This window comes from Pseudomonas sihuiensis, assembly GCF_900106015.1.
In the GTDB taxonomy this organism is placed as follows: Bacteria; Pseudomonadota; Gammaproteobacteria; order Pseudomonadales; family Pseudomonadaceae; genus Aquipseudomonas; species Aquipseudomonas sihuiensis.
On the sequence record NZ_LT629797.1, the window covers coordinates 733,777 to 753,327 of the forward strand.

At 63.0% G+C, this 19,551-nt stretch carries 18 protein-coding genes; 10 read left to right on the forward strand and 8 right to left on the reverse strand.

All coding sequences use genetic code 11. The features are described from left to right. Positions 1-32 precede the first annotated feature (32 nt). The 4 genes from recQ (at position 33) to BLT86_RS03595 (ending at position 6,502) form a co-directional block, all read left to right on the forward strand. Positions 33-2,165, forward strand: coding sequence for a DNA helicase RecQ (gene recQ / locus BLT86_RS03580; RefSeq protein WP_092374689.1), 2,133 nt, complete (start codon positions 33-35; stop codon positions 2,163-2,165). A gap of 250 nt (positions 2,166-2,415) precedes the next feature. Continuing rightward, the gene (locus tag BLT86_RS03585; protein WP_055987154.1) at positions 2,416-3,576 is read left to right on the forward strand and encodes a GGDEF domain-containing protein; all 1,161 of its coding nucleotides are present in this window, start codon (positions 2,416-2,418) and stop codon (positions 3,574-3,576) included. A 132-nt stretch (positions 3,577-3,708) separates the two neighbouring features. After that, positions 3,709-4,140 carry a MarR family transcriptional regulator gene (locus BLT86_RS03590; RefSeq protein ID WP_017677399.1) on the forward strand — a complete coding sequence of 144 codons (432 nt, stop codon included), beginning with the start codon at positions 3,709-3,711 and terminating at the stop codon, positions 4,138-4,140. A 355-nt stretch (positions 4,141-4,495) separates the two neighbouring features. Continuing rightward, the gene (locus tag BLT86_RS03595) at positions 4,496-6,502 is read left to right on the forward strand and encodes a FimV/HubP family polar landmark protein (protein ID WP_456239048.1); all 2,007 of its coding nucleotides are present in this window, start codon (positions 4,496-4,498) and stop codon (positions 6,500-6,502) included. Positions 6,503-6,553: 51 nt separating this feature from the next. Here the strand turns inward: BLT86_RS03595 and BLT86_RS03600 are convergent, their stop codons facing one another. Continuing rightward, positions 6,554-8,740 (reverse strand): patatin-like phospholipase family protein, encoded by a 2,187-nt coding sequence (locus BLT86_RS03600; RefSeq protein ID WP_092374694.1) that lies wholly within the window; start codon positions 8,738-8,740, stop codon positions 6,554-6,556. A gap of 71 nt (positions 8,741-8,811) precedes the next feature. Here BLT86_RS03600 and BLT86_RS03605 point away from each other — a divergent pair, with 71 nt between their 5' ends. After that, the gene (locus BLT86_RS03605; RefSeq protein ID WP_017677396.1) at positions 8,812-9,096 is read left to right on the forward strand and encodes a SelT/SelW/SelH family protein; all 285 of its coding nucleotides are present in this window, start codon (positions 8,812-8,814) and stop codon (positions 9,094-9,096) included. 114 nt (positions 9,097-9,210) lie between these two features. Continuing rightward, positions 9,211-9,705, forward strand: coding sequence for a hypothetical protein (locus BLT86_RS03610; RefSeq protein WP_092374697.1), 495 nt, complete (start codon positions 9,211-9,213; stop codon positions 9,703-9,705). A 117-nt stretch (positions 9,706-9,822) separates the two neighbouring features. On the opposite strand, the gene BLT86_RS03615 is transcribed toward BLT86_RS03610, so the two are convergent. The 3 genes from BLT86_RS03615 to BLT86_RS03625 all read right to left on the reverse strand — a co-directional run bounded on the left by BLT86_RS03615 (position 9,823) and on the right by BLT86_RS03625 (position 11,928). Continuing rightward, the gene (locus BLT86_RS03615; RefSeq protein ID WP_092374700.1) at positions 9,823-10,674 is read right to left on the reverse strand and encodes a DMT family transporter; all 852 of its coding nucleotides are present in this window, start codon (positions 10,672-10,674) and stop codon (positions 9,823-9,825) included. After that, entirely contained in the window at positions 10,671-11,006 is a 336-nt protein-coding gene (locus BLT86_RS03620) for a tRNA-binding protein (protein WP_092374703.1), read from the reverse strand. Before BLT86_RS03620 ends, BLT86_RS03615 begins: the two co-directional genes overlap by 4 nt. 175 nt (positions 11,007-11,181) lie before the next feature. Beyond that, entirely contained in the window at positions 11,182-11,928 is a 747-nt protein-coding gene (locus tag BLT86_RS03625; protein ID WP_017677392.1) for a helix-turn-helix transcriptional regulator, read from the reverse strand. A 135-nt stretch (positions 11,929-12,063) separates the two neighbouring features. Here BLT86_RS03625 and BLT86_RS03630 point away from each other — a divergent pair, with 135 nt between their 5' ends. The 3 genes from BLT86_RS03630 to BLT86_RS26345 are packed head-to-tail and all read left to right on the forward strand — an operon-like array spanning position 12,064 to position 13,833. Continuing rightward, positions 12,064-12,876 carry a UDP-2,3-diacylglucosamine diphosphatase gene (locus tag BLT86_RS03630; RefSeq protein ID WP_064494578.1) on the forward strand — a complete coding sequence of 271 codons (813 nt, stop codon included), beginning with the start codon at positions 12,064-12,066 and terminating at the stop codon, positions 12,874-12,876. Continuing rightward, positions 12,873-13,415 carry a glycosyltransferase gene (locus BLT86_RS26340; protein ID WP_408003015.1) on the forward strand — a complete coding sequence of 181 codons (543 nt, stop codon included), beginning with the start codon at positions 12,873-12,875 and terminating at the stop codon, positions 13,413-13,415. Before BLT86_RS03630 ends, BLT86_RS26340 begins: the two co-directional genes overlap by 4 nt. Continuing rightward, the gene (locus tag BLT86_RS26345) at positions 13,342-13,833 is read left to right on the forward strand and encodes a glycosyltransferase (RefSeq protein WP_408003029.1); all 492 of its coding nucleotides are present in this window, start codon (positions 13,342-13,344) and stop codon (positions 13,831-13,833) included. Before BLT86_RS26340 ends, BLT86_RS26345 begins: the two co-directional genes overlap by 74 nt. 350 nt (positions 13,834-14,183) lie before the next feature. On the opposite strand, the gene BLT86_RS03640 is transcribed toward BLT86_RS26345, so the two are convergent. The 3 genes from BLT86_RS03640 to BLT86_RS03650 form a co-directional block, all read right to left on the reverse strand. After that, the gene (locus BLT86_RS03640) at positions 14,184-15,572 is read right to left on the reverse strand and encodes an adenylate/guanylate cyclase domain-containing protein (protein ID WP_017677389.1); all 1,389 of its coding nucleotides are present in this window, start codon (positions 15,570-15,572) and stop codon (positions 14,184-14,186) included. 158 nt (positions 15,573-15,730) lie between these two features. After that, complete coding sequence (locus BLT86_RS03645; protein WP_017677388.1) at positions 15,731-16,318, reverse strand: HD domain-containing protein; 588 nt, start codon at positions 16,316-16,318, stop codon at positions 15,731-15,733. A 308-nt stretch (positions 16,319-16,626) separates the two neighbouring features. Further along, on the reverse strand, positions 16,627-16,944 hold the full coding sequence (locus BLT86_RS03650; protein ID WP_017677387.1) for an Mpo1-like protein: 318 nt from the start codon (positions 16,942-16,944) through the stop codon (positions 16,627-16,629). Positions 16,945-17,074: 130 nt separating this feature from the next. Here BLT86_RS03650 and BLT86_RS03655 point away from each other — a divergent pair, with 130 nt between their 5' ends. After that, complete coding sequence (locus BLT86_RS03655; RefSeq protein ID WP_026088606.1) at positions 17,075-18,085, forward strand: AraC family transcriptional regulator; 1,011 nt, start codon at positions 17,075-17,077, stop codon at positions 18,083-18,085. Positions 18,086-18,094: 9 nt separating this feature from the next. Here BLT86_RS03655 and BLT86_RS03660 read toward each other — a convergent pair whose 3' ends face one another. Next, positions 18,095-19,549 carry a TrkH family potassium uptake protein gene (locus tag BLT86_RS03660; RefSeq protein ID WP_092374706.1) on the reverse strand — a complete coding sequence of 485 codons (1,455 nt, stop codon included), beginning with the start codon at positions 19,547-19,549 and terminating at the stop codon, positions 18,095-18,097. Between the last annotated feature and the right edge of the window lie 2 nt (positions 19,550-19,551).

The following is a 19,551-nucleotide window of genomic DNA, read 5'->3' on the forward strand; positions in this document are numbered from 1 at the left end:
GGCATAATGCGCGGCTAGATTTGGAGGCCTTCATGCTCGACCACGCCATGCGCATTCTCAAAGACGTTTTCGGCTACGACGCCTTTCGCGGCAACCAGGCCGCGATCATCGAGCGCGTGGCCGGCGGCGGCGATGCCCTGGTGTTGATGCCTACCGGCGGCGGCAAGTCACTGTGCTTCCAGGTGCCGGCGCTGATGCGCGAGGGCCTGGCAGTGGTGGTTTCTCCGTTGATCGCCCTGATGGACGATCAGGTGGCCACCCTTGACGAATTGGGTGTGGCAGCCGTGGCGCTGAACTCCACCTTGAGCCCTGACGAGCAGCGCGAGATTGCCGACCGTATCCGTCGCGGGCAGATCAAGATGCTCTACCTGGCGCCCGAGCGTCTGGTGCAGCCGCGCATGCTGAGTTTCCTGCAGGGCCTGGATATCGCCCTGTTCGCCATCGACGAAGCGCATTGCGTGTCGCAGTGGGGCCATGATTTCCGACCTGAGTACCTGCAGCTCGGTCAGCTGGCTGAGCTCTTTCCACATGTGCCGCGCATCGCCCTGACCGCCACCGCGGATAAACGTACCCGTGAGGAAATCGTCCAGCGTCTGCACCTGGACAACGCCGAGCGCTTTCTGTCGAGCTTTGACCGGCCGAACATCTTCTATCGCATCCAGCCCAAGGATCAGCCGCGCAAGCAACTGCTGGGTTTTCTCGCCGCGCGCAAGGGCGATGCCGGTATCGTCTACTGCCTGTCGCGCAAGAAGGTCGAGGAGGTCGCCGAGTTTCTCAGCAGCCAGGGCTTCCCGGCCCTGCCTTATCACGCCGGCTTGCCCAACGAGTTGCGTGCCTTCAATCAGAAGCGCTTTCTCAATGAGGAAGGCCTGATCATGGTGGCGACCATCGCCTTCGGCATGGGCATCGACAAGCCCAACGTGCGTTTCGTATGTCACCTGGATCTGCCCAAGTCGCTGGAGGCCTACTACCAGGAAACCGGTCGCGCCGGCCGCGACGGTCTGCCGGCCGATGCCTGGATGGCTTACGGCCTGCAGGACGTGATCTTCCTCAAGCAGATGCTCAACAATTCCGACGGTGACGACCGCCACAAGCGCATCGAGCAGCACAAGCTCGACGCCATGCTCGCCCTGTGCGAGGAGACACGCTGCCGCCGTCAGGCGCTGCTGGCCTACTTCGATGAAGAATTGCCCAACCCTTGCGGGCACTGCGACAACTGCATTGATGGCGTCGAGACCTGGGATGCCACCGAGCCGGCGCGCCAGGCGTTGTCGGCTGTCTATCGCAGCGGCCAGCGTTATGGCGTCGGCCATCTGGTGGACATTCTGCTCGGCCGAGACAACGAGAAGATTCGTGCCGCCGGTCATCAGCACCTGGCAGTGTTCGGTGTAGGCAAGGGCTTTTCCGAGGTCGAGTGGCGAACCCTGTTCCGCCAGTTGGTCGCCCGCGGTCTGGCCGATGTCGATCTGGATGGCTTCGGCGGTCTGCGTCTGAGCGAGACCTGCAGGCCGCTGCTGCGCGGTGAGGTCAGCCTGCAACTGCGCCGTGAGCCCAAGCCGGCGCAGGCGGCCAAGGCCTCCAGCAGCGCCGCCAGTCAACTGGTGCGTGGTCATGAGCGGGAAATGTGGGAGGCGCTGCGCAGCCTGCGCCGCAAGTTGGCCGAGGAACACAGCGTACCGCCGTACGTGATCTTCCCCGATGCCACGCTGCTGGAAATGTTGCGCAGTCAGCCCAGCTCGTTGAGCGAAATGGCTGAGGTTAGTGGTGTCGGCGCGCGCAAGCTGGAGCGCTATGGCCAGGCCTTCCTGGAAGTGCTCAATGGCAGCGGCGCGGATGACACGCCGGCTCCGGTGGCCGACCTACGTCACGAACTGGTCAGCCTGGCCCGCGCCGGCATGACGCCCGCGCAGATTGCCGGCCAGCTTAACTGCAGTGAGAAGAATGTTTACAGCCTGCTGGCCGAGGCCATCGCCCAGCAACAACTGACCCTGGAACAGGCGCTGGATCTTCCTGAGGAACTGCTGGGCGAGATTCAGGAAACCTTCCTCGACGGCGAGGGCGAGCTGCCGGCCGTGAGTGAGGTCGCGCCGCTGTTCGCCGGTCGCGTCGACGAGAGCGTGCTCTACTGCGTGCGTGCGGCGCTGCAGGCCGAGTTCGAGATCTAAGCGCCCTCGGTGGAACTCGCTCGCCTGATTCTGGCGGCATTTCGCTCACAGGGCTAACAGGCCGTTGAGAAACGTAGGCGAGGTAGCCATTGCAAGGCAAAAAGCAGGCGAAAAAGCGGAGTTTATGAGTTGTAAATGAGCATTTGACCGGGCTGGCGTTCCAGCCTGTTTTTAACGCAGCAATGGCAACGCAGGTAGTTTTTCACCGGTCTGCTAAGGTGTGGGCAGGCCGCCAGATAACGAGGTGAGGGTGCCTAACTATCACGCCTGGCCCGACGAAGTTCGTTCGAGCCCCTATGCCGACCAGTTGAGCCTGGGCTTTCGTCGATTGCGTTTTTCCCGCGCTCTCGAGCGTGAATATCGTGCGCACATGCTCGAGGACGGCTTCGAGCTCAAACGTATCGCGCTCTGCGTGGCCACGGTCATCTGGCTGGCCCTGACTGCGCTCGACATGTTGGTGGTGCCTGCGTCACACCTGGGCTGGGTGATCGCCGTGCGCCTGGTGGTGCTGGTCATCCTGCTGGTTTGCGCGACCCTGATCCTGCGGCGTCGCCACAGCCATCTTCTGTTACCGCTGAGCATGACCTGCATCCTCGTGCTCGGCGTGGGGGCAGCGATGATTGTCGGTATCGCCCATCGCGCCGACCCCGGCTACCCCTACGAAGGTCTGTTGCTGGTGAGCATGGCGGCGTACTTCCTGGTCGGCCTGCGCTTGAACGAGGCCCTTGCCTGTTCCCTGGTGATTTTGCTTGCCTATGTGATAGCGGAATTGGCCGCGGGGCTGCCTGCTCCGAGGCTGATCAACAACCTGTTGTTTCTGGTCTTCGGCAATCTTATCGGCGCTGTCGGTTGCTACCTCCTGGAATACAAATCACGCGAGCATTTTCTGATCAGCCACCTGATGCAGCTCCTTGCCTACCACGACAGCCTGACCGGGCTGCACAACCGTCGTAGCTTCAATCGACAGTTCGAGCGCCTGTGGCGCCAGGCGCAGCGTGACGGCATATCGATTGCGTTGCTGCTCTGCGACATCGACCATTTCAAGGCCTACAACGACTGCTACGGTCACCAGGCTGGCGACGCGGCTTTGCAGCGTGTCGGCTCACTGATCAAGCAGGCGGCGCGGCGACCACTGGATATGGGCGTACGGCTTGGCGGTGAGGAGTTCGCGCTGCTGTTGTTCGACATCAGTGCCGATGAAGCCAGGCAACGCGCCGAGGCCCTGCGCCATTCGCTAGAGGAGGCGGGCATCGCCCACCGCGGCTCCGATAGCGCCGATGTACTGACCATGTCCATCGGCGTCGCCTGCCTGAGCCCGGATAGTCAGCCTGAATTGAGCCTGCTCTACGAACAGGCTGACCGAGCGCTATACGAGGCCAAGGCTTTCGGGCGTAACAGGGTGGCGGCCTGACTTGCAGTCGGGGCGCAACGAGCCGGTCGCATTCTGCAACGCTCATGGCGCAATCTGCGCTTGCCCTGCGCATCGGGTTATGGCTAGCTGGCTAATAATTAGTTTTTGACCTTTGTATGAGTCCGCTTGCCCATGTCTTACCCCGATCAACATCGCTTTGCCATGCAGGTTGCCCAGCTATCCCGTGCCTGGCGTTCCGAACTCGATAGACGCCTGGTAGGGCTGGGCCTGTCCCAGGCTCGCTGGCTGGTGCTGCTGCACCTGGCGCGCTTCAGTGAAATGCCGACCCAGCGTGAATTGGCGCAAAGCATCGGCGTAGAAGGGCCGACGCTGGCGCGTCTACTCGACAGTCTCGAAAGCCAGGGGCTGGTTACTCGCGTGGCGGTACCCGAAGACCGCCGTGCCAAGAAGATTGCGCTGCAGCCGGACGCGCAGCCTTTGATCGAGAAGATCGAAGCGATTTCCACCCAACTGCGCCATGAAGTCTTCGCCGGTATCGACGAGGAGGATCTGCGTCGCTGTCAGCAGGTGCACGCTCGAGTGCTCGGCAACCTGATGAAGTGAACCGCCTGTACTGTCAAAAATCCGATCATTTTTTGATCGGTTTTTTTCTGTGCCTAATTTTTGACTGATTCAACTTGATGGCACCGTGCTTTCGTCGGCAAACTGGCCCCCAAGCCGCTACTTTGTGAATTAGTAGCCATAATGCAATTCGAGACGGCCTCGACAAGGACCTTGTCGCCCGTTCTCGAACTATCAAGGGCGCCAGCCTCCCGGCCAAGGGATGCTCAGACAGGAAGTCGAGGAGGTGGCGTTCGAGCCGGATAACCCTGGAGGTCACATGGCTCGGGTGCGTCAATTAATGTTGGGTCTGGCGTCGGGGTCCGCCCTCTATTCGGGAATGGCACCGGCGCTTGGTTTGGGTGAAATCACGCTCCATTCTGCGCTGAATCAGCCTTTCGAGGCCGAGATCGAGCTGCTGGAAGTGGGGGACCTGAGCGCGCAGGATCTGCGTGTTGGTCTGGCGCCAGCCGAGGTGTTCAGTCGTTCGGGCGTCGAGCGCTTCTACTTTCTCAACGATCTGCGTTTCACGCCGCTTCTGCAGGGTTCACGTAGCGTGATCCGCGTGGTGTCGAACCGTCCGGTGCGTGAGCCATACCTGAACTTCATCGTCGAAGTGGCGCGTCCCAACGGCCAATTGCTGCGTGAGTACACCGTGCTGCTGGATCCTCCCGGCTCTTCGGCTTACTCCGCCGTGGCTGCGCCAAGCGCTACGGCGCTTTCGCAACCCTCTACTCGCGCCGCAGCACCGCTCTCGCCGGTCAGCACGGTCACGCCGCCGAGTGCATCTGCTGGGCACCGTCATCAGGTCAGCCGTGGCGACAGTCTCTGGTCCATCGCCGCGCGTCTGCGTGAGCAGGGCAGTAAGCTGTCTCAGCAGGCGCTGATGGAGGGCATTCTTGCCCTTAACCCGAATGCCTTTGCTGGCGGCGATCCAAGTCGTCTACAGGCTGGCGCCGACCTGCTGCTGCCGGATGCCGCCCGTGCGGAGGCTGCCCAGCCGACTGCTGCTCCGGTCGCTGCCGAGGCCGCACCTGCGCTCGCTGAAAACACTGCCGAAGGGCCCGTGAGCGCGCCTATGGCTGCCTTGGAGCCAGCACCGCAGCAAAGCGAAAGCCTGGAGCTGCTGGCAGAGAGGCAGCGCCAGGTCGATCTGGAGCTGGCCAACCAGGCTGCGGAAAATCTGCAGCTGCAACAAGGCTTGGCGCAACTGCAATTGCAACTGCAGCAGTTGCAGGAGCAATTGGCGCAGAAGGATGCTCAGTTGGCTGAGCTAGCTGCGCGCACCCCGGCCGAGCCGGTTGCCAAGCCCATTACCGCCGCGCCGGTCAGTGTCGAGGAGCCCGTGGCAGCAGAACGTGGCTGGTGGTCGACACTGTTGGCCGGTGGTCTTGGGCTTCTGCTGTTGCTCGGTGCGCTTTTCTGGGCCGTGCGGCGGCGTGGAGAGAAAACTAGGCCGGTGGTGCAGGTACAACCAAAGGCGCAGCCACCGCAGCAACCGCCTCGTCCCCAACTCGCGGCGGTTGCCGCTCCGGTTGCCGCAGCTCCGGTGGTCAAGGCAGTACCGGCGCCGGCTCCGGTGCGTGCTCAAGGGCCGGTCGACCCACTCGAGGCTGCCAATGTCTACATCGCCTACGGTCGCTTCAGCGAGGCCCGTGGTGAGCTGAGCAAGGCGCTGGCTCAGGAGCCGCAGCGCAGCGATCTGCGCTTCCGTCTATTGGAAGTTCTGGCGCTGCTGGGCGACGGGGCGGGCTTCGCGCGTGAGGAGGCCGTGCTGCGCGCCGAAGCGTTCGACGCCGCACGCATCGATGCCTTGAAGGCGCGGCATCCTGATCTGCGGGTGACTCAGCAGGTACCGACCGAGGTTATCGCTGAGCAGCAGCCTGCGGCCGAACCTGATTTTCAGCTCAACCTCGACGACCTGTCGCTGGATGCCGATTGGGATCTGGTCAGCCCTTTCCCTGCTACCGCCAAGGCCAAACCCAAGGCTGCTGCAGAACCGGAGTTCGATCCGTCGTTCGCCAGCAATCTGCAGGAGCTCCCGGAGGTGTTCGAACTGCATCATGAAGACGAGCAGTTGAGCGCCTTCAGTGAGATGGAAATGGTGCTCAGTGATGAGGTGCCGGCGCTGGATGACAACTTCATCGACGCTTTCGCCGGTGATGCCGATGCCACCGCTGCGCTGCAGGGCGACATCGACCACCTGGCGGGCAATCCGGAGCACATGGCCCAGCTTAACCAGGCGCTGGCTTACATCAAACAGGGCGATATCGCCACCGCCTGCGACATCCTCAACGAGGTGATCGATCACGGTGACGACGAGCAGAAAAAGGCCGCTCGCCAGTTGCTGGCAGAAATCGCCTGATCAACCCCGCTGTCATGTAACGAGGCCGCGCACATGCGCGGCCTCTTCGTTTCAGAAGCTCTTGCCCAGGTTCAGGTACAGCGCTTTTTCCCGCTCGTCGTTGAAGCCGTAACTGAAGTTCAGCGGCCCCAGCGGCGTATCCAGACCGAGGAAGATGCTGGCGGCGTTGATGTAGCCGCTGTCGAAAGCGTTGTCGTTGTTCCAGGCGCGGCCGCGCTCCAGCGACATGCCCAGGTACAGCGGGAAGTTCAGCGGCAACATCGAGGTTGGTGTCATGCGTCGGTAGTAGATCATCCGCGCCAGCGCCATGTTCTGGCCGCTCAGCGAGTCCTGACGAAAGCCCGATAGTTCCTGGGCGCCACCGAGAATGAAGCCCGAGGTGACCACTTCCGCCTCATCCAGCGTGCGTCCGTAGCGACCACCGAACAGCCAGGTGTTGGGGCCATGGCTGTAGGCCTTGTCCAGCTTCAGCTGCCATTGTCGATATTCCTCGTCCGAACCCAGCCCACGGTCGTACTTGCGCAGCATCAGGCCGATGTCCTCGCCGGTGCGCGGGAAGTCGAGGTTGTCCAGGGTGTCGAAGGAGTACAGCAGTTCGTAGTAACCCTCGCTGAAACTGAAGCTGGGCAGGTCGCGCTCGCCGACGCGGACATCCGCTTCGCCCCAGGCCTGAGCAATGCCGAAACGAATCTCGCCGTTGTTGGCAATCTGCCGGCCGAGGTTGAGGCCATAGCCGTAACGCTCCAGGCGGTATTCGGCGATGGGGTCGTTGTCCAGGATCGCTTCGACGTTCTGCGCCTCACCGAACAGGTAGGGCGCGACGAAGTAGCGCGAACCGGCGTCCAGCGGCTGATAGAACTCGCTGTAGAGCTCCTGGCGGTCACCCAACTGCAGGCGTGTCAGCCATTCGGCGCCGAGCTCGTTGATGCCGTTGACGCGGTAGCTGGCGCCGATGTTGAAAGCGCTGTCGCCACGCATGTCATCGGACAGGTTCAACCCCAGGCGCAGATAATCGGTGCCGGTACGTTTGCCGCGGGCATCGATCACCAGGGCACTACCGCGCTCGTCCAGCGGCTCTACCCGGTATTGCACGCGCTCGAAGTAGTCCAGGCCGTACAGCGTGCCCATGTCCTTCTGCAGGCGATCCATGTCCAGTGGCTCGCCAAGCGGTTGGCGAATATGCCGGCGAATCACCGCATCGCCGACCTTGGAGTCGTTTTCCACCTGGATCTCGCGAATCACCGGTGTGCGCTGTTCGCGCGAGCGCGCCATGGCCAGCGCCGGGTTGCCGGCACTGCTGGTGCGCAAGCGAGCCAAACGCTCTGCCTGAATCTGCGTGGCGCGATAACCGGCGTCCATCATCTGTTCGCCACGATTGAAGTCGGCGACGCCGAAGCCGGCCAGCGGGGGCAGGATCAATACGTCGTCCGCCTCCAGGGTTTCGAGTTGGGCCTCGGAGTTCTTGCGCATCATCAGGTTGATCGACTGGTTCATCACGTCGACCACGGTGAGCAGGTCCTTGGCCGGTTTAAGTGGCATACCCAGGTCGACGACGATGACGTGATCGACGCCCATCTGCCGCGCGACGTCGATTGGCACATTGTTGACCATGCCGCCGTCGACCAGCAGGCGGCCGTCCACTTCCACCGGGGCGAACACCGCCGGGATCGACATGCTGGCGCGCATCACCTGCGGCAGGTGGCCGCTGCTCATGATCACCTGTTCACCCGTGACCACGTCGGTGGCCACGGCGCGATAGGGGATCGGCAGATGATCGAAATCGCGTGTGGCGCTGCGATGCACCAGCAGGCTTTCCAGCAGCAGCGCCAGGTTCTGGCCCTGAATCACGCCCAGCGGCAGGCCAAGGCTGCCATCGTCACGGAAACTGAGTTTCTGCTTGATCAGAAAATCGCGGTCGTCCTGCTTGCGGCGAAAGGGGATGTCCTCGCGTGGCGGTGAGTCGGACAGCGCCTGTTGCCAGTCCAGTTCCAGCGCCAGGCGCTCAAGCTCAGCCACCGAATAGCCGGCGGCATAGAGCCCGCCGACGATGGCGCCCATGCTGGTACCGGCGATGGCGTCGATGCGAATGCCTTGTTCTTCCAGCGCCTTGAGCACACCAATGTGTGCCAGGCCGCGAGCGGCGCCGCCCGACAGCACCAGGCCGACACGTTCGGCGGCGACGACGGGCAGGCTGGACAGGGCGAACAGGCAAAGCAGCGAAAGGAGCAGGCGGCGCATGATGGATTCCGGCAGGAGCAGAGACAAAGGCCGTTATTATAGGCATCAAGCCCCACAGTAGAGCCGCTGCCATGCCCGATCAGAAGCCCGAAATCGTCATCACCTATTGCACCCAGTGTCAGTGGCTGCTGCGCGCCGCGTGGCTGGCTCAGGAACTGCTGAGCACCTTTGCCGACGAGCTCGGCCGGGTCAGCCTGGAGCCGGGCACCGGCGGCGTGTTCCGCATCCTCTGCGATGGCCAGCAGATCTGGGAACGCAAGGCCGATGGTGGTTTCCCCGAGGCCAAGGTACTCAAGCAGCGGGTGCGCGATCTGATCGATCCGACCCGCGATCTGGGTCACAACGACCGCGCTTGATCGGGTACGTATCAGAAGCTTTACCCCCTCTTTACACAGGGCTTACCTCGCGCCTGCGAGTGCGCGCGAATAATTTGCCTCGAGCCGATAGGGCCATTCTGTGAGAGGTGAAATATGTCGCTGCAACGCTCCGTGATCCTGGCATTGATGAGTCTGGCGCTTTCTGCCCAGGCGCTGGCAGGCCCGCCCGGTCCTGGCGGGCCTGCTCCAGGTGGCCCTGGTTGGGGTAAGTGGAGCCCCGGCCCCGGCGGTCATCGCCATGGTTTGCCGGATGGCGCTCGTGAGCTATGGATCGGCAGTGCGCTGTACTTCGTCGCAGCAGGCACCTACTACCTGTGGAACGCCAACGCCCAGCGTTATGAGGTCGTCACTCCGCCGCCAGTCATACAGGGCAATAGCGTCGCCAGCTATGAAGTGATCGCCTATCCAGCCAGCGGACAGAGTGTCGAGCAACAGGGGCGTGATCGTTATGAGTGCCACAGCTGGGCCGTGGGACAGAGCGGTTTTGACCCTGCTACCGCAACGCGTCCAGTAGGTGCCGATTCCACCGAGCGTTATCGCCGGGCGTTGGGCGCCTGTCTGACGGGGCGTGATTACAGCGTCAACTGATCAGCAGGGCGCCTGTTGATCGGTTGGGTATGTAGGAGCCGGCTTGCTGGCGATGATCACCGCATCGTCGGTAAGCCGACTCCTACCTTTGCTTGCTCTGCAAAGGCATTCCTGGCGTCAGCGCGCCATTCGCGCTGAAACGAAGATGGCGCTGACGATCAGCACGCCACCGGCCAGCATGCGCAGTGTCGGCTGCTCGCTGAACAGCCACCAGGCGAACAGAATCCCGTAGACCGGTTCCAGGGCGAAGATCACTGCCGTAGTGCGCGCCTTGAGCACGCGCAGGCTGGCGACGAACAGGCTGTGTGCCAGGCCTGTGCAGAAGATGCCGAGCATGGCCAGCCACAGCCAGTCCACCGGGCGCACGCTGGGCAGCAGCGGCCAGGCCAGCGGCAGGAAGCAGATCAGTACCGTGACGTTCTGGTACAGCGCGGCCTTTACCGGGTCGAGGCCACGGGTGCTGGCGCGATTGAGCAGCGACAGCAGGGCGAACAGAAAGCCCGACAACACTGCCCACAGCAATCCGACTGTGGCGTCACTGTTCAGGCTGAACTCGGGCGTGACCAGGATCAGCCCCACGCATACCACGCCGACCATGGCGAACTCGCTGGGGCGGGTGCGCTCGCGAAACAGCAGGCCCTCCAGCAGTACGGTGAAGGCCGGGAAGCTGGCGAAGCCGAGGGTGGCGATGGCCACGCCGGAGACCTTCACCGCCTCGAAGAAGGTGACCCAGTGCGTGCCCAGCAGCAGGCCGCCGAGTGCCAGCAGAGCCATCTGCCGCAGGCTCGGGCGAACCGCGTTGCGGCTGCGCCAGAGCACCGCAGCCAGGCCCAGGGCGAGCACGGCGAAGAACGCGCGGCCGCCTGCAATCATGTTCGGCGTGGTCGCCGCCAGTTTGCCGAAAATGCCCGACAGGCCGAACAGCAGGGCACCCAGGTGAATCGCCAGCAGGGCGTTACGTTCCGTCATGCCAGGCGCGCACCGTTGGGTAGTTGCTGGTCGAACCCGGCGAGGACGACACGGTTGTCGCTGTCATAGACACCGGTGACCAGCACTTCCGAGCGCACCCCGGCGATGCGTTTGGGGGCGAAATTGCACACGCACAGGACTTGGCGACCAATCAGCTCGCCACAATCGTAGTGCGCGGTGATCTGCGCGCTGGAGGTCTTGACGCCCAGTTCGCCGAGATCCACGTCCAGCACATAGGCCGGCTTCACTGCCTTTTCATTGGGACGAGCGCTGCGAATGGTGCCGACGCGCAGCTCCACTTTCTCGAAATCCTGCCATTCGATGGTTTGCATGGGGTACTCCTCGATGATGCGGCGCAGTCTAGGCGGCGCAGGCGATAGCTGTCTGTCGCGGGAGTGATGAGTTTTGTCGCCAGGCTCTCGTTAGCATCTCGGGTGCGTGCGGCGAACCCGCTGTAGCCCGGATGAAATCCGGGGCGATTTCACGGGCGGGGCGCGAATAAGGTTGCTAGCGCGTGCGGCGCAATTGCCTTGGGGTCATGCCTAGGTGGCGGGAAAGGGCAGCGGTGAAGGCGCTTTGCGAGTTGTAGCCGACCCGTGCGGCGATTTCGCCAACGGCCAGGTCGCTGCCACGCAGCAGTTGCTCGGCCAGGCGCAGGCGCCGTTGGCGGATATGCTCCATGGGCGTGCTGCCGGTCTCGGCGAGGAAGCGGGCATGGAAGCGCGCCACCGACAGACCGGCCAGGCGCGCCAGGTCTGCCACCTGCAGCGGATGCGCCGCGTGCTGCTCGATATAGCGATCCAGGGCCGCCATCGGCAAGCCGGGTGTCTCGGCATGCTGGCGGCTGCAGGCCAGGCTGCCGAGCAGCAGAGCTGCACCCTGGCCGGCGATGATCGGGTCATTGATGGGGCTGCTGGCCAGCCAGTTGAGGAGCTGGCCCTGCGAGGGATCGAGTTGCAGGGCGTTGGGCTTGTCCAGCAGACGCTGGATATCGCCCGCATGGTGGCCGAGCTGGCGTTCCAGCCAGTCGTTGGCCGGCAGGTCCAGCACCAGGCACTGGCTGCCGCGTGGGCTGCCGCAGGTATGGCGCGCTTCGGCCGGCACTACGGCCAGGTGATGGCGCAGCACCTGGCTGCCCTGGCCATCCACTTCGAACTGCAGTTCACCCGCCAGGCCGAACACCAGTTGCGCGTGGTCGTGGCTATGGCTGAGCACTTCGTGGCTGTAATGACGCAGGGACAGGATCGGGAGCATGGCATTTTCCTCGGCAACCGCCGGAGTGTAACGCCTCGGGCGGGGGCGCTGCTGCGTCATCGAACGGTCTTTTTCCTGTCACAAGCCTTTCACCGCGACCCCTCAAGCTCGTCTAAACCCAGCCGGAGGTCGCCCATGACCAGCGCCCAGCTCGCCAAGCCCAGCCGCAAGCAACGAGTCCGCACCCTGTGGATTTCCGACGTACACCTCGGCACGCGCGACTGCCAGGCCGAACACCTGGCGGCCTTTCTCAAGCGCTATCACGCTGATCGCATCTATCTGGTGGGCGACATCATCGACGGCTGGAAACTGCGCGGTGGCATCTACTGGCCGCAGGCGCACACCAACGTCATCCGCCGCCTGCTGACCATGAGCAAGCGCGGCACCGAAGTGATCTACGTCACCGGCAACCATGACGAGTTCCTCCGTCGTTACTCGAGCCTGCTGCTAGGCAACATCCAGTTGGTCGACGAGGCTGTGCACGTCACGGTCGATGGTCGCCAGTTGTTGGTGATCCACGGCGACCAGTTCGACGTGATTACCCGTTATCACCGCTGGCTGGCCTTCCTCGGTGATTCGGCTTACGAATTCACCCTGACCCTCAACCGCTGGCTCAATCACTGGCGCAGCCGCTGGGGCTACGGTTACTGGTCGCTGTCGGCCTACCTCAAGCACAAGGTCAAGACCGCGGTGAACTTCATCAGCGACTTCGAGGAGGCCATCGCTCACGAGTGTGTCAAGCGCGGCCTGCAGGGCGTGGTCTGCGGCCATATTCACCATGCCGAGATTCGCCAGGTGAGTGGTGTGGAATACATGAACTGCGGCGACTGGGTGGAATCCTGCACGGCGCTGATCGAGCACTGGGATGGGCAGATCGAGCTCTATCGTCTGGCCGAGGCGCAACTGGCCAGCGAGGAGCAGGCTGTCGCCCTCGAGACCGGCGCATGAGGATACTGATCGTCACCGACGCCTGGACGCCTCAGGTCAATGGCGTGGTCACCAGTCTGGCCGCGCTGGTCGGCGAGCTGCGCGGGCTGGGTCATCAGGTCAAGCTGCTGTCGCCCGCCGATTTTCGCGCCGTGCCGTGCCCCACTTATCCGGAGATTCCGCTGGTGTGGGATCTGTGGCGCGTCGGTACGGCGATTCGCGACTTTCGTCCTGACTGCGTGCACCTCGCTACCGAGGGGCCGCTGGGTTGGGCAGCGCGGCGTTGGCTGGTCAAGCGTGGGCTGGCGTTTTCCACGGCTATCCATACGCGCTTTCCATCGCCCCAGCCAAGCCGTGCTGGTGACTACCGAGCGGTTGCGCGAGGAGTTCGCCGGCTGGGATCTGCAACGGCTGCAACTGTGGCGCAAAGGCGTGGACACCCGGCTGTTTCGGCCGGACGAGACGCGCCCCCGACCTGTGCGACCGGTGTTTCTCTACGTCGGACGCATCGCTCCGGAAAAGAACCTGCAGGCTTTTCTCGATCTGGAGTTACCAGGTGAGAAGCGCGTGGTCGGCGACGGCCCGCAGCGTGAGGCGTTGCAACAGCGGTATCCGCTGGTGCGCTTTCTCGGCTACCGCCATGGCCAGGCGTTGGCCGAGGCCTACCAGGATGCCTCGGTGCTGGTCTTCCCCTCGCGTACCGATACCTATGGGCTGGTGATGCTGGAAGCGTTGGCTTGCGGTACGCCGGTGGCTGCGTTTCCCGTTGCCGGGCCACTGGATGTGCTGCAGCAGGGGCTCAGTGGGGTGATGGCCGAGGATTTACACGCTGCCTGCATGGACGCGCTGGAGCTGGATCGTAAGCGTTGCGCAGAGCTGGCTGCGGCGCAGTCCTGGCGCGCGTCGGCGCTGGAGTTTCTGGCATTGCAGCCGCTGATCGATGGCGAGCCGGCGCTGGCTGAGGCACTGGAGGCATAGGGTGTATTGCAGTAGGGCGTACTCGCGAAGCAGTACGCCGTCGGATTTGTCCCGCGCCAAAGAACGGCGGACTGTTCGCTGGCGCTCCTGAGTCCGCCCTACGAGCTGATCGACGGCGAGTCGGCGTTGCTGGATGAGGCGTTGCCGGATACTGCGTTGTAGGTCGTTTTTTCGCGGCTGAAGCCGCTCCCACAAAGGCAGGTTCGGCGCCTGCTTCACCGTAGGAGCGGCTTCAGCCGCGAATCGAGCTCAGCGTGTAGGGCGTACTCGCGAAGCAGTACGCCGTCGGCTGTGTGAGATACGTAAACGGCGGACTGTTCGCTGCGCTACGAGCGGCCGGCGTTCCGATCTTACAGAATGACCTTGTCGCGCAGCTTTTCGGCGGCTTGGTTGAGCGCCTGGATCACCCGTTCCTTGTCGAAGTTCTGAATGCCATTGGTGTCCAGGTACATGGAGAAGCCCGGCAGTTCGTGCTCGACGTAGCTGGAGGTGGCGCCCAGGTCGCGGCGGAAGTCCACCACCTGGTAGATCTGCACCGGGCGGGTGAAGCCCTTGACGGCGATCTGGCCCTTGTCGCGGCACATGATCACGTCCTTGACCAGCGAATAAGTCTCGTGGGAGATCAGGATTTCGCCGGATTCGGCGGCGCTTTCCAGGCGGCTGGCAAGGTTCACGTCGCGGCCGATGATGGTGTAGTCCATGCGCGTGTCGGCGCCGAAGTTGCCCACCGTGCAGTAGCCGGTATTGAGGCCCATGCGAATTTCCAGTGGCTTGGTGATGCCCTGGGCGCGCCACTGCTGGCGTAGCACCTTCATGTGTTTGCGCATGGCGATGGCCATGGAAACCGCCGCGACCGCATCCTTCTTGGCGCCGTTGCTGCTCGGGTCGCCGAAGAACACCATGACGCAGTCACCAATGAACTTGTCGATGGTGCCGCCGTATTTCAGGGTGATCTTCGACATTTCATTGAGGTAGGTGTTGAGCAGGTCGGTCAGCGCTTCGGCTTCCAGCTCTTCCGACAGCTCGGTGAAACCCTTGATATCGGAGAAGAACACCGTGAGCTTCTTGCGCTGAGTCTCCAGGCGCACGCTCTTCTTGCCGGTGAAGATCGATTCCCAGACCTGTGGTGACAGGTACTTGGCCAGGTTGCGCGCCAGGCGTGCGGCCTTTTCCTGCTCACGCTTGATCTCGCTGCGTACCTGAGCCAGGCGCAGGCCCTGCTGGTTGACGAAGTAGGCGGTGATGCAGATGTACAGAGTAGCGAAGAGGATGCTGACCAGCGCCACCAGCGTCGGCGTGTCGGTATTGGGATGAACCCCAACCAGCGCGGCGCACAGCGCCATGCCGCTGGCGGCCACCAGCAGGCCCAGGCCGAGATAGCGCATGCCACCGACCACCAGGGCACTGAAACAGAGAATCAGCAGGAACATCAGGCTGGGCACGGCAGAGAAGCCGAGCAGCACGCAGGCCGCGCCGGCGTGCAGGGCATCGAAGAACAGCAGGGCGAGGTCGGTCTGCTGCGGGTAGTCGCGCTTGAAGCGGCGGCTGAGATTGTGCGCCAGATGAGGGTAGAGCAGGGCGTAGGGCACCATCCACAGAATGTCGTAGGCGAAGTGCCCGACATAGGTGCCGGCGGCGATGCTGGCGGCCGTGGCGATATAGGCCAGTACGCGCGAATAGTATTCGCGCAACGGCGGCGTCGGTAGCCCGTTGGCACGGCTGATGGTTGCTGGCTTCATCTGCTGGAACTGTCCCTGCTGGATTTCTGGCGTCTCTGCTGGACGCCTGGCTGGTCTGCAAGACCTGAGCCAGAGGCTCGCTGGGCGGGGATCATAACCAAGGGGGTGGCGGCCAGCCAAGCATGGCCGCCGAACGGTGGCGCAACAGTGGCCAGCGGTCAGGCGCTGGTATTGTCCATTGCAGCCAGATAGATGGAGTTCTTCGGCCGGGCGAACACGCGCTGCAGCATGGGCTCGAAGAAGCTCAATGGCAGGCTTTCATAGTCGGGGTCGAAGGCGGCCGCATCGTACTTGGCGCAGAACTCGATGGTCGCCTGGTATTGCGGGTGATCCTTGAACTGCTCACGCAGGTGGCGATCCATGCCCAGGTGATGGAAGAAGTAATAGCCCTGGAAAATGCCGTGCTTCTCCACCATCCAGTGATTCTCGGCACTGACGAAGGGCTTGAGGATGGCTGCGGCAATGTCCGGGTGGTTGTAGCTGCCAAGGGTATCGCCGATGTCATGCAGCAGCGCGCAGATCACGTACTCCTCGTCGCGGCCGTCGTGATAGGCGCGGGTGGCGGTTTGCAGCGAGTGGGTCAGGCGGTCCACCGGAAAGCCACCGAAATCGCCGTCGAGCAGACGCAGGTGGTCGAGGATGCGGGCTGGCAACTGAGCGGCATAGGCGGCGAAGTCCTGGGCGATGATGGCCCAGTCCTCGGCCTGGCCGTCTTGCATATGGGTGAAGCGGGCGCGGCTATTCATGGTTTCTCTCGTTCTTGTTGTTAGGGTCTGTTGCCGTTTCGCGCACGGCCGCGACGGAGCCAGTTTTTGCGTGGGGCTAGGCGCGAGACGCGAAGTTTGGTCGCCCAAATGAGCCGTCGAGTAACGACGTACCACGCAAAAACTGGCCCGTCCCTTCGGGTTGCGCGGCAAATTGCGCCATGCGTCGTTGCGGGATTTGGCAAGGGAACGACCATTACCTGCATCCCGCGCCTCGCGTGGCGCAATTTGGCGCAGCAACGCGGCTCGCGTCGAAACGGCAACAGACCCTAGTGTGGACAGCCAGGTTCTTAGAAACGGATGCGGCCGGTAAAGGCATCCTTGAGCATCACCCAATCGCCCATCAGGCTGTACAGCGGATAGTCGAAGGTGGCTGGTCGGTTCTTTTCGAAGACGAAGTGGCCGACCCAGGCGAAGCCATAACCGGCCAGCGGCATGGCCAGCAGCCACAGCCATTGTTGGCTGAGCAGGGCGTAGGCGAGGATCGCCAGCACCAGCAGACTGCCGGCATAGTGCAGTCGGCGGCACACGGGGTTGCTGTGTTCCTGCAGGTAATAGGGGTAGAACTCGGCGAAGCTCTGGTAGCGTTCGGTGGTCTGGGCGGTCATGGCGCACCTCCTGTTATTGTCACCTACGAGTCTAGACCTGCTGTCTCCGTGGGCCACTGACTTAAGGTGCCAGTCTAGTATCCTTGCGCCGCCAACCATGGCCTTGCTGATTGATCACAAGAACAAGACGATGAGCGAAAGAACCACATCCTCCAACTGGGCCTTGGCCATCGTACAGGCGCTGGAGCTGGGCGGCGTAGACTGCACCAGCCTGTTCACCGAACTGGGCATGGATTACGCCGCGCTGAACGACCCCGATGCGCGTTTCCCGCAGGACGGCATGACCCGTCTGTGGCAGCGCGCCGTGGCGCTGTCGGGCAACCCGGCGATCGGCCTGAACATGGCGCAGGTGGTGCGCCCGGCGTCCTTCCATGTGGTGGGTTATGCACTGATGTCCAGTCGCAACCTGCGTGATGGCTTCACCCGTCTGGTGCGCTACCAGCGCATCATTGGTGAAGGCGCGGACCTGAATTTCTTGCCGCAACCCGACGGCTATGCGCTGACTCTGGCCATTCATGGCGACCGCCTGCCGCCGGCCCGGCAGAGCGCCGAGGCGTCCCTGGCATACTGCCTGGCCTTTTGCCGCTGGATGACCGGCAAGCCCATTCGTCCGCGCGAGATTCGCCTGCAAGGTCCGCCACCTGCCGACCTGGCGCCTTATCAGCAGGTGTTCCAGGCTCCGCTGAAGTTCAATGCCGAGCATTACGGGTTGATCTTCGAGCGTGCCGACCTGGAGACACCATTGCCCAGTGCCAATGAGGCGCTGGCGCAACTGCATGACCGTTTTGCTGGCGAATACCTCGCGCGTTTCTGCAGCAGTCGCGTCACCCATCAGGCACGTCAGGTGCTGTGTCGCCTTTTGCCTCAGGGCGAGCCGCGGCGTGAAGTGGTGGCGCAAACGCTGCACCTGTCGCAGCGTACTCTGCAGCGGCGTCTGCAGGAGGAGGGCACCAGCTACCAGCAACTGCTCGATGACACCCGTCGTGAGCTGGCCGAGCAGTACCTTGGGCAGGTTGACCTGACCCTGCTGGAGGTCGCCTATCTGCTGGGCTTTGCCGATCCGAGCAACTTCTTCAGGGCGTTTCGCCGCTGGTTCGGTGAAACGCCTGGTGAGTATCGCAGTCGTCGCGGGCTTGCGTAGCGCGCCTGCTCAGTGGCGCCAGAAGGCCGGGAACAGCAGCACCAGCACGGTCAGGATTTCCAGGCGCCCGAGCAACATGCCGAAGCTCAGCAGCCACTTGGCCAGATCGGGGATGGTGGCGTAGTTGCCGGCCGGACCGACCATCTCGCCCATGCCTGGGCCAACGCCTGAGACCATCGCCGCAGCGCCGGTCAGGGCAGTGATCCAGTCCACCCCGCACATCGCCACCGCCAGTGCCAGGGTGGCGATGGTGATGGTGTAGAAGAAGGCGAAAGCGAGGATCGAACGAACAATGTCTTCATCCAGGCGGTGGCGGTTGTACTGCTGCTTGATCACCGCACGGGGGTGAATGAGCTGCCTGAGGTTGGCCTTGAGCAGGATGTAAGCGACCTGAAAGCGGAAGATCTTCAGACCTCCGGCGGTGGAGCCGGAGCAGCCGCCGACGAAACCCAGGTAGAAGAACATCATGCTGGCGAACGGGCCCCACAGGTGGTAATCGCCCACGGCAAAGCCGGTGGTAGTCATGATCGAGGTGATGTTCACCGCCACCAGGCGCAGCGCATCGAGCCAGTACAGGTCGGTGGTGAGCCATTTCCAGCCAGCCAGCACGAACCAGCTGCCCACCAGCAACAGCAGGAATCCACGCACCTGCGCGTCGCGAAACAGTGCGCGGTAGTTGCCGCGCAGGGTGCTGACATAGAGCACGAACGGTAGGCTGCCGAGCACCATCACCACGATGGCGACCCAGTGAATCGCCGGTTCCTGCCATTTGCCCAGTGAAGAGTCGGACGTGGAGAAACCGCCGGTGGCGATCGCCGACATGGCGTGGTTGATCGCATCGAACAGGCCCATACCCGCCCACCAGAACGCCAGCACCGCGAGTGTGCTCAGGCCGACATAGGCCAGCACCATGTACTTGGCGACCATGTGCGAGCGCGGCATGACCTTTTCCGAGCGGTCCGACGACTCGGTCTGGAACAGGCGCATGCCCCCGATGCGCAGGATCGGCAAGATCGCCACGGCCATGCCGATGAAGCCGATGCCGCCCAGCCAGTGCAGCAGTGAACGCCAGATCAGCGTACCCGGCGACATGTCGTCGAGGCCGCTGAATACGGTAGCGCCGGTAGCGGTGATGCCGGACATGCTCTCGAAGTACGCGTCGGTGATGCTCGCCCGTTCGGCGAAGATGAATGGCAAGGCGGCGAAGATCGACACCATCACCCAGCTCGACACCGTCAGCATGTACATGTCGCGGGGGCGCAGTTGCGTTTGTTGGGGCCTGCCCTGAGCGATCATGGCGATACCGGTGAGTGCGGTGATCAGGCTCGACCAGAGAAAGGCATTGATGCCCTGCGTCTGCTCGAAGATCAACAGGGTGATCACCGGCACCAGCATGCTCAGCGCCAGGGTGACGAGGAAGATGCCGTTGATGAAGGCGAGGATGCGCAGGCTGGCTAGGGGCATCG